Here is a 9,745-nt window from a genome sequence, read left to right as displayed (position 1 = left end):
GCCGGCGGAAGCTGCCCCACGAAGTCGCTGGGCTGCGCCGGGGCCGGGGCGGGCGTCGGTGCGGGCGCCGGGATCGCGGTCGAGCCCGGCGTGGTGGGACGCGCCGGCGCCTCGTGCGGCGCCGGGCCGGTCGCCGGCATGGAGAACTGGCGGGAGTGGTCCGCCGCGGGCTCCTCGACCGGCTGGGAGGCGCCGGCCCCCGCGCCGGCGGCGGCCGCCGCACCGGCGGCACCCGCGGCCGCGGCTCCGGCCGCACCGGCCGCACCGGCCGCCGGATAGTGCCGGTCGACCCGGGTCTGGTCGGTGATGGTGGCTTCGATGTGGATCCGGCGGGTGAGCTGCACCAGGTTCACCGCGGTGGGACGTTCGGCCGGGTTGCGGGCCATCGCCGAGCGCAGCAGGGGCAGCAGCGCGTCGGGCACGCCCTCCAGGTCCGGCGTGCCCTGCATGATCTTGTAGAAGATCGACTCGAACGTCCCGGAGCCGAACGGCGGGCGCCCGGTCGCGGCGTAGGCGATCGTCCCGGCCATCGCGTGCACGTCCGACGGCGGGCCCGCGTCCTCGCCCTCGATGATCTCCGGGGCCAGGTAGCCGGGGGTGCCGATCACCATTCCCGTCGCGGTCAGCCGCGTCGCCTCCGCGGTCTGCGCGATACCGAAGTCGATCACGACGGGCTCGCCGTCGACGAGCATCACGTTGCCGGGCTTCATGTCCCGGTGCACGATCCCCGCGCCGTGGATCGCCGACAGCGCCGACGCCAGGCCCACCCCGAGCCGCTGAAGCGCCGACCCGTAGATCGGCCCCTCCTCCTCGACGATCTCCTCAAGCGTCCGGCCGGGCACGTACTGGGTCACGATGTAGGGTTGCTCGGCCGTCACGTCGGCGTCGAGGATCTCGGCCACGTGCGGGCTGTGGACCCGGCGCATCGAGTCGACCTCGCGCGCCAGCCGGCGGCGCGCCGTGGCGTCCCCCGCCACCGCGGGCCGCAGCACCTTGATGGCCACGTTGCGCCCTTCGGGGTCGGCGCCGAGGTAGACGACGCCCATGCCCCCTTCCCCGAGGGTCTGGAGCACGCTGTAGTGGCCGATTCGGTCCCCGGACGTGACGACTCCCTTCATCGTTTCCGAAACCCTACCCTCGCCGATCCGGCCGGGAAGATCTAATCGGCATCATGCGGCGACCACCCCGCCACGCCCGGTGGCGCCGCGGTCGCCGTCGGCGACGGCCCCCGCGAGCGCGCCCGCGAACCAGCGCGCGGGAGGGCGCCGGGCCGGGTCGCGCCGGAACGCCGTCCGCAGCAGTCCGGCCAGCGGCTCCGCGACGCCGCCGAGGTCGGCCTGGCCGCGCAGGATGCGGAAGCACACGCCGTGCAGCGAGCCCCGCCCGAACGGCGGCCGACCCGTCGCGGCGCACGCGACCGTCGCCGCCCACGAGAACACGTCCGACGCGGCGGTGGCGCGCTCCCCCTCGATCAGCTCGGGCGCGAGGAAGGCGGGCGTCCCCACGACCATGCCCCGCTTGGTGACCTGCTCCGCGCCCATTTCGTGCGCGATGCCGAAGTCGATCAGGCTCGGCCGGTCGCCCATCACGATCACGTTGCCGGGCGACACGTCGCGGTGCAGCACGCCCGAGTCGTGGACGTCCCCCAGCGCGAGCGCCAGCCGCCGCGCGAACCGGACGAGCCGGTCGGGCCGCAGCGGCCCGTACGCAGCGACCAGGTCGCTCAGCGGGCAGCCCGGCACGTACTGCATCACCACGTACGGCCGCTCCGCCGCGACCTCCCCGTCCAGCAGCCGGGCCACGTACTCGCTGCGGACCCGCGCCTGCGCCGACATCTCCCGGGCCAGCCGGAAGACCGCCTCAGGCTCCCCCGCCAGTTCCGGGATCAGCTCCTTCACCGCGACCTCGCGGCCGCGGGGGTCCATGGCCAGGTGCACCACCGCGGTGCTCCCCCGGCCGACCTCGTCCAGCAACCGATACCCGCCCAGTCGCCGATGCTTCCCCATGTCCCATTTGACGCCAGAAAAGCGGTTCGCGTTCCCCCTGTCTTTCCCCCTGGGGACCCGAGCGTCAGCCCTTGCGGGCGGCCTGGCGGGCGCGGCGCTCCTCGCGGCGGGTCTCGAACTTGGTGGCGGAGGCGTCGAGTTGCCCCAGGAACTCGCCGAGCTCTTCGCGGGCCTTCTCGCCGTCGCCGGACAGGTCGGTGCGGTCGAACACGTTCCACTTGCGCAGCACCGGGACGAGGACGTCGTCGTGGTGGAGCCGCAGGTCGTAGATGCCGGCGTTGGCGATGACGACGGACTTGCGCATGAAGCCGTCGATGCTGTGGCCGGGCATGTGGAACGTCGTCACGACGTCGGTGATCGCCCGCATCGTCTCGTTCGGGGCGGCCTCCATCGCGGCGTCCATCAGGTTCCGGTAGAAGATCATGTGGAGGTTCTCGTCGGCGGCGATGCGGGTCATCATCTGCTCGCAGACGGGGTCGCCGGACGCCCTGCCGGTGTTGCGGTGCGAGACGCGGGTCGCGAGCTCCTGGAACGACACGTACGCCGTCCCGTGCAGGAACGAGTCGCCGTGGTCGGCCTCGTAGCCGGCCTCCATGTGGTGCATGCGGGCGCGCTCCAGCGCGACCGGGTCGACGGCGCGCGTGACGGTCAGGTAGTCGCGCAGAGCGACGCCGTGCCGGTTCTCCTCGGCCGTCCACCGGTTGACCCAGGTGCCCCACGCGCCCTCGCGGCCGAACACGGTGGCGATGGCGCGGTGGTAGCCGGGGAGGTTGTCCTCGGTGAGGAGGTTGACGATGAGCGACTCGCGGGCCTCGAGGCTCAGCTTGGACTGCTCGATCGACCAGGGCTCGCCGCCGAGCGGGCCGTCGAAGTCGCGGCCCTCGCTCCACGGGACGTACTGGTGCGGGAACCATTCCTTGGCCATCGACAGGTGCCGGTTCAGCTCTTTCTCGACCACCGGCTCGAGGTCGAGCAGGAGACCGGTCTGGAACTTCTCTTCGGGGGTCATGGTCATGCGGTTCCTTCGCTGGACGAGTGACATGCCGGACGGTACCGCCGCGCCGCGGCGCGAAACCGCCCAGCAGGCACGTACATAACTTACTCAAGCGTAGGTTCGATCGTCGCCACTCGGCTCGACCCCCGTCAAGCCAGCACCACGACAATCAACCCGCGGCGAGTTTTGTAGATCCGGACAAACGCGGGGGTGGCCGCGCCGTCACCGCGTGTCGGCGGCCTGCTGCCACATGCGGTTCACGGCGGCCCTGAGCAGCGGCCTCGGGACGAGCTTCAGCGCCGGGAACGCCGCCTTGTACTGCACACCGGGGATGCACAGCGCGCGTCCGGACGACACCGCGTCCAGCCCCGCCCGCGCCACGTCGTCGCGCCGCAGCCACAGCAGGTCGGACGGGCCGCGTTCCCCGGACCGCTCGTCCTCCGTGCGCGTGAAGCCGGGGCACAGCGCGGTCACGTGGACGCCCTTGACCGCGACCTCGGCGTGCAGGCTTTCGGAGAACGCCGCCACGTACGCCTTGGTCGCCCCGTACGTCGCGCTGCCGGGCGAGGGGGCGAACCCGGCCATCGACGCGACGTTCAGCACCCCGCCCCGGCCGCGCTCGACCATCCCCGGCACGGCGGCGCGGGTGAGCCGCACGAGCGCGGCCACGTTCAGCTCGATCTGCGCGAGGTGGTCGTCCAGCGGAAGCTCCGCGAACGCTCCAAAAGCGCCGTACCCGGCGTTGTTGACCAGCAGCTCCACCGGGTCGGCGCTCAGCCGCCCCTCGACCTCGGCGCGCTGCCCGGGGTCGGCGAGGTCGGCGGCGACCACCTCCACGGCGACGCGGTACCGCTCGACCAGCTCGCGGGCCAGCCCGTCCAGCAGGTCGGCCCGGCGCGCCACGATCACCAGGTCGGTGCCGCGGCCGGCCAGGAGGCGGGCGAAGCTCTCGCCGATGCCGCTGGACGCGCCCGTCACGAGCGCCGTTCGGTACGCGTGTCGCATGGCGCGAGATGCTAGCGGCCGATCTTCACGCCCCCGGGCGGCACGCCCAAGAACACACGTAACGGTTCAGTTCACGGCCTTCCCGGCGCGCCGCGGATCACCGCCGGCGTACTCGGGCGGCGGCAGCATCGAGGACGGGTCCTCGCCCGCCGCCCACAGCCCCACGGTGAACGCCGTCGCGGCCTCCAGCAGACCTGCCCTTTCCAGGCTCCCGCCGTCCAGGGGAACACAGCCGAGGTCGGTCACCAGCGTTCGCGCCGCCGCCAGCGCCTCCTCATCGTCGCCGCAGAGCGGGACGCCCAGCGGGCGGCCGCCGAACACCGGCGGGGTCATCCGCCACACGCTCTCGTGGCACGTGTTGAACGCCTTGACCACCCGCGCGCCGGTCGCGTCCGCGATCCGCCGCGCCGCCGACGGGCCGTCCGCCGTCTTCAGCCTCTCGAACGGCGGCGCCATGGGGTTGGTGCAGTCGAGCAGCACCCGTCCCGCCAGCGGGCCCGCCAGGCGCAGCGCGTCCTGGACGCCGTCGTGCAGGACGGCGAGCAGGACGACGTCCCCGAATCCGGCCGCCTCCCGCAGCGTGCCGCCGGCCGCGCCGTGGCCGACCCTCCCGGCCAGCGCGACCGCCTTCGCGGGCGTCCGCGCCCCAATCCGCACCTCGTGCCCCGCCCGCGCCCACTGCTTGGCGAGCGCATCCGCCATGCCGCCCGCTCCCAGAACACCGATCCGCATGATGCCCCTCCGTTCGATTACCGTCGGACGGGACGCTAGACGGAACGTTCGGCACCATCTGGTGCGTATCGGGAGGAGCAGGATGGCGGGCGGACCATGAGCGACATCGAATTCGCCGCCGACTGCCAGACGCGGCTCAGCCTCGACCTCCTGTCCGGCGCCTGGACGGGTGTCGTGCTGTGGACGCTGCGCGACGGGCCGATGCGCCCACGCCTGTTGCAGGACAGGATCGGCGGCATCAGCCACAAGATGCTGAACGAGACCCTGCGGCACCTCGTCGACAATGGGCTCGCGACCCGCCGCCGCTACGCCGAAGCACCGCCGCGCGTCGAGTACGAGCTGACCGACCCGGGACGCGGGATGCTCGATCCCCTCCTCGCCCTGGGGCGCTGGACCGAGCGCTACGCCGACGACGTCCTGGATGCGAGGGAGCGGGCGGCCGGCGGTCCGTGAACCGTCGGCCGCCCGCGGACGTCAGCGGCCGGTGAACTTGGCCTTGCCGGGGCCTTCCTCCATGAAGCTCTTCATTCCGCCGGCCTGGTCCTCGGTGGCGAACAGGGCGGCGAACTGGGTCCGCTCGATCTCCAGCCCGGTGTCGAGGTCGACCTCCAGGCCCGCGTTGATGGCCTGCTTGGCGGCCTGGAGCGCGATCGCCGGGCCGCCGACGAAGCTCGCCGCCCACTCCTTGGCGGCGGTGTAGACATCGGCGTCGGGGACGACGCGATCGACGAGGCCGATGCCGAGGGCCTCGGCGGCCTCGACGTGGCGTCCGGAGAAGACCAGGTCCTTGGCCTTGGACGGCCCGATCAGCCGCGACAGCCGCTGCGTGCCGCCCGCGCCGGGGATGATGCCGAGCTGGATCTCCGGCTGCCCCACCTTCGCGCCCTCGCCCGCGACGCGGAAGTCGGCGGTCAGCGCCACCTCCAGGCCGCCGCCGAGCGCGTACCCGGTGATCGCGGCGATGACCGGTTTCGGGATCGCGGCGAGCGCCTTGGCGAAGTCCTGAAGCAGCCGCGAGTGGCCCGCCGACATCTGCGCGTACGACATCGGGGCCATCTCCTTGATGTCCGCGCCGGCCGCGAACACCTTCTCCCCGCCGTACAGGACGACGGCGCCGACCGTCTCGTCCTGGGTGACCTCCCGGGCGGCGTCGATCAGCTCCCGCTGCATCTGGGCGTTCAGGGCGTTCATCTTCGGACGGTCCAGCCTGATCGTCGCGACCCCGTCCTCGACCTCGACCCGTACGAACTCGCCCACGGCGACCCTCCTGTGCAACTCGGCGGCGGAACGTTTCGAGCCTAACCACGGGCCACGCCGCGGTGACGGGCGGGACGTCGGAGGCTGCTGGTAGCTTCGGGGACCATGCTCGTCGCCCACGCCACCTGGCACGGCGGTGCGCTGTGCCTCTGGGCCGAGCGCACCGGCGCGTACGAGCCCTCACCGGACGTCCACCCGTTCGCGACCTGCGACTTCACCGGCACGTCCTACGAGCCGCTCGTGCGGGGCGCGCTCCGTGTCGACCTGACGATGACGCTGCCCACGCTCGGCGACCACCCGCTGCCCTCGGCGGAGCTGGGGCCCGAGGCCGTGCGGGACGAGCCCGAGCTGTGCCCATGGCGGGTTCCGGCGCTCGTCCTGGAGCCGTTCCCCGCGATGGCGCTGCTCCAGGCCGCCGAGCACGGCGCCGACGTCGTCCCCGGCACCGATCTGCGCTTCCTCTGCATGGTCGCGGACGAGGCCCTCCATCTCGCCGGACGCGGCCAGGTCCTGCCCGCCCTGCTGCGGGAGGACGGCGACCTCGTGGCCCGCTGGCGCCCGGTGATCGACGACCCGGCGCGGTTCCGGGCCCTGGCCCGCGCCATGCCCGCCGCGTGCCGCGCCGCCGAGGGCGGGCGTCCCGCCGGCGAGGTGCTGCGCGAGGCGCTGTCCGGCCTGGTCGACACGGCCGTCCGGGGCGTGGTGCCGCACCCGATGCTAGTGTCGCGGCGCAAGGAGCCCGACCGGCTGCCGCTCGCCGAACGCTGGGTGATGGCGCTGACGGGCCCGTCCGCCGAGGTCGCCCGCGAGCCGCGCGACGACCCCGGCGACCTGATCGCCGAGCTGGACGCCTGGGCCGCCGCCGCGCGCCGCCCGTCCGGTCCCCTGCGCGTATGCTTCCGCCTCGCCGAGCCGGGCGCGGAGCAGTTCGACGCGGAGGACGAAGAGGGCGCCGGGAAGCCCGGGGACGACGACTCCTGGCGGATCGAGTTCGCCCTCCAGGGCACCGACGATCCCAGCCTCTACGTGCCCGCCGCGATGGTGTGGGCGGGTGAGGCGACCTCGGTCGCGGACGCCGAGGAGACACTCCTCACCGGCCTCGGCCGCGCGCTGCGCCTGTTCCCCGACCTGGGCCCTTCGCTGGACGGACCCGCACCGGACGAGCTGGTCCTCGACACCGCCGGCGCGTTCCGCTTCCTCCGCCAGGCCGCCCCGATGCTCTCGGCCGCCGGGTTCGGCGTCCTGCTCCCCCAGTGGGCGGGCAAGGCGAAGCTCGGCATGAAGCTGTCGGCGCGCAGCGAGGACCCGGAGGCGTCGTCCGGCGCGGCCGTGGCCTCGGGCTTCGACATGAAGGCCATGGTCGACTTCCGCTGGGACCTCGCCATCGGGGACGACAGCATCGACGAGGCCGAACTGGAGGAACTGGCCCGCCTGAAGACGCCACTGGTTCGCCTGCGCGGCCAGTGGGTCGAACTGGACGAGCGGCAACTGGAGGCGGCCCTCGACTTCCTCCGCCGTCCTCGCCAGGGCCGCATGACCGCCGCGGAGGCGATCCGCGCGGTGATCCACGCCGACGAGGACTCCCTCCCCCTCACCGGCGTCGAGGCGGGCGGCGCCCTGGGCGACCTGCTGTCCGGCGAGGCCGACCGCCGCCTCACCCCGATGCGGACGCCCGATGAGCTGGACGCCGAACTGCGGCCCTACCAGGAGCGCGGCCTCGCCTGGCTCACGTTCATGAACGAGCTGGGAATGGGGGCCCTCCTCGCGGACGACATGGGGCTCGGGAAGACGATCTCCGTCCTCTCACTGCTCGTCCACGAGCGGGAGGACGGCGCGCGTCCCGACCCGACGCTGGCGATCCTGCCGATGTCGCTGGTGGGGAACTGGCAGCGGGAGGCGGCGCGGTTCACGCCCAAGCTGCGCGTGTACGTCCATCACGGGACGGGGCGGCATCGCGGCGACGACCTTGCCGAGGCGGTCGCGGGGGCGGACCTCGTCCTGACCACCTACGGGACGGCGGCGCGTGACGCGGAGACGCTCGCGACGCTGGAGTGGGGGCGGATCGTCTGCGACGAGGCGCAGGCGCTCAAGAACAGCGGGACGCGGCAGGCCAGAGCCGTGCGGAGCATCCCCGCCCGGACACGCATCGCGCTCACGGGCACCCCGGTCGAGAACCACCTGACCGAACTGTGGTCGATCATGGAGTTCGCGAACCCCGGACTGCTCGGCCCGCGCAGCGCGTTCCGGCGGCGGTTCGCGATCCCGATCGAGCGCGAGGGCGACGAGCAGGCGGCGCTGGGGCTGAAGCGGGCGACGCAGCCGTTCATCCTCCGCCGCCTCAAGACCGACAAGTCGATCATCTCTGATCTTCCGGAGAAGCAGGAGATCAAGGTCTACTGCAACCTCACCACCGAGCAGGCGTCGCTCTACCAGGCGACCGTGGACGACATGCTCCAGCAGATCGCCGAGGCGGAGGAGGCGAAGCGGCGCGGGCTCGTCCTGGCGACGATGGCCAGGCTCAAGCAGGTCTGCAACCATCCGGCGCAGCTGCTCAAGGACGGGTCCCGGCTCCCCGGCCGCTCCGGCAAGCTCGAACGCCTGGAGGAGATCTGCGCCGAAGTCCTGGAGCAGGGCGAGAAGGCACTCGTCTTCACCCAGTACGCGGAGTTCGGCTCGATGCTCCAGCCCTATCTGGCCGCCCGCCTGGAACGGCCCGTGCTGTGGCTGCACGGCGGGACGTCCAAGCAGGGGCGGGACGACCTCGTCCAGCGATTCCAGGACGACGACGAGCCCGCGATCTTCCTCCTGTCCCTCAAGGCCGCCGGAACGGGTCTCACGCTGACCGCCGCGAACCACGTCGTGCACGTCGACCGCTGGTGGAACCCCGCCGTCGAGGACCAGGCCACCGACCGCGCGTTCCGCATCGGGCAGACCCGCAACGTCCAGGTCCGCAAGTTCATCTGCGTCGGGACGATGGAGGAGCGCGTCGACGAGATGATCGAGCGCAAGAAGGCCCTCGCCGAATCGATCGTCGGAACCGGCGAGGACTGGCTGACCGAACTCTCGGTGGCCGAACTCCGCGACGTCCTGCGCCTGTCCCCCGAGGCGGTGAGCGACTGATGGCCGAGGGCATCAAGGCCCGCAACAAGCGCGGCTCGATCGGCGCCCAGTGGTGGTCGCGCCGCTTCATCGACCTCCTCGAATCGTTCGCCGACCAGGGCCGCCTGTCACGCGGCCGGACGTACGCGCGCAAGGGCATGGTGTTCGACCTGAGGGTCGCGCCGTACGAGGTGACGGCGAAAGTGCACGGCTCGGCGCCGGACCCGTACGAGGTGGCCCTCGGCATAGACGCGATCGACGAGGCGGACTGGAGGGCGGTCGAGAAGGAGCTGGCGTCCCGCGCGGTGTTCCGCGCCCGCCTGCTGGCCGGGGAGATGCCGCCGGAGATCGAGTGGGTCTTCGCCGAACTCGGCCTGGCCCTCTTCCCCGGCTCGGCGTCCGACCTGCACCTGATGTGCGACTGCCCCGACTGGGGCGACCCGTGCAAGCACGCCGCGGCCGTCCTGTACCTGCTGGCGGAGGCGTTCGACGACGACCCGTTCCTCATCCTCCAGTGGAACGGCCGGGGCAGGGAGCAGCTCCTGGCCGGTCTGCGGCGCGGCACCGAGACCGGGCCGGATCCCTTCGAGATGGAGGAGGAGGCGCTCACGGCCGCCGGCTTCTGGACGCCCCCGTCCGGCCTGGCCCGCCT

9 protein-coding genes are annotated in these 9,745 nt (G+C 72.8%); 3 read left to right on the top strand and 6 right to left on the bottom strand.

Features of this window, described 5'->3' with window-relative positions:
- The 5 genes from E1281_RS32515 to E1281_RS32495 all read right to left on the bottom strand — a co-directional run.
- Nucleotides 1-1,118: serine/threonine-protein kinase (locus tag E1281_RS32515; protein WP_131883545.1), on the bottom strand; the 1,118-nt coding region annotated here is incomplete at its 3' end.
- A gap of 51 nt (nt 1,119-1,169) precedes the next feature.
- Nucleotides 1,170-2,006: a serine/threonine-protein kinase gene (locus E1281_RS32510; protein WP_131883544.1), complete on the bottom strand. Its 837-nt coding sequence runs from the start codon at nt 2,004-2,006 to the stop codon at nt 1,170-1,172.
- Between the two features lie 64 nt (nt 2,007-2,070).
- Nucleotides 2,071-3,021, bottom strand: a complete 951-nt coding sequence (locus tag E1281_RS32505) for an acyl-ACP desaturase (protein WP_131883543.1) — start codon at nt 3,019-3,021, stop codon at nt 2,071-2,073.
- Nucleotides 3,022-3,222: 201 nt separating this feature from the next.
- Nucleotides 3,223-4,005, bottom strand: coding sequence for an SDR family oxidoreductase (locus tag E1281_RS32500; protein WP_131883542.1), 783 nt, complete (start codon nt 4,003-4,005; stop codon nt 3,223-3,225).
- Nucleotides 4,006-4,071: 66 nt separating this feature from the next.
- A complete protein-coding gene (locus tag E1281_RS32495) occupies nt 4,072-4,737 on the bottom strand; it encodes an NAD(P)-binding domain-containing protein (protein WP_131883541.1) in 666 nt (221 codons plus the stop codon).
- A 96-nt stretch (nt 4,738-4,833) separates the two neighbouring features.
- Here E1281_RS32495 and E1281_RS32490 point away from each other — a divergent pair, with 96 nt between their 5' ends.
- On the top strand, nt 4,834-5,190 hold the full coding sequence (locus E1281_RS32490) for a helix-turn-helix domain-containing protein (protein WP_131883540.1): 357 nt from the start codon (nt 4,834-4,836) through the stop codon (nt 5,188-5,190).
- Nucleotides 5,191-5,211: 21 nt separating this feature from the next.
- Here E1281_RS32490 and E1281_RS32485 read toward each other — a convergent pair whose 3' ends face one another.
- On the bottom strand, nt 5,212-5,994 hold the full coding sequence (locus E1281_RS32485; RefSeq protein WP_131883539.1) for an enoyl-CoA hydratase-related protein: 783 nt from the start codon (nt 5,992-5,994) through the stop codon (nt 5,212-5,214).
- Between the two features lie 105 nt (nt 5,995-6,099).
- Here E1281_RS32485 and E1281_RS32480 point away from each other — a divergent pair, with 105 nt between their 5' ends.
- Complete coding sequence (locus tag E1281_RS32480) at nt 6,100-9,114, top strand: DEAD/DEAH box helicase (RefSeq protein WP_131883538.1); 3,015 nt, start codon at nt 6,100-6,102, stop codon at nt 9,112-9,114.
- On the top strand, nt 9,114-9,745 hold a 632-nt coding region (locus tag E1281_RS32475; protein ID WP_131883537.1), incomplete at its 3' end, for an SWIM zinc finger family protein. The genes E1281_RS32480 and E1281_RS32475, both read left to right, overlap by 1 nt.

Origin of the sequence: Actinomadura sp. KC345 (assembly GCF_004348515.1) — a bacterium.
Lineage (GTDB): Bacteria > Actinomycetota > Actinomycetes > Streptosporangiales > Streptosporangiaceae > Spirillospora.
Note: the sequence above shows the minus strand (reverse complement) of the source record. Positions and strands in the feature narration are given on the sequence as shown.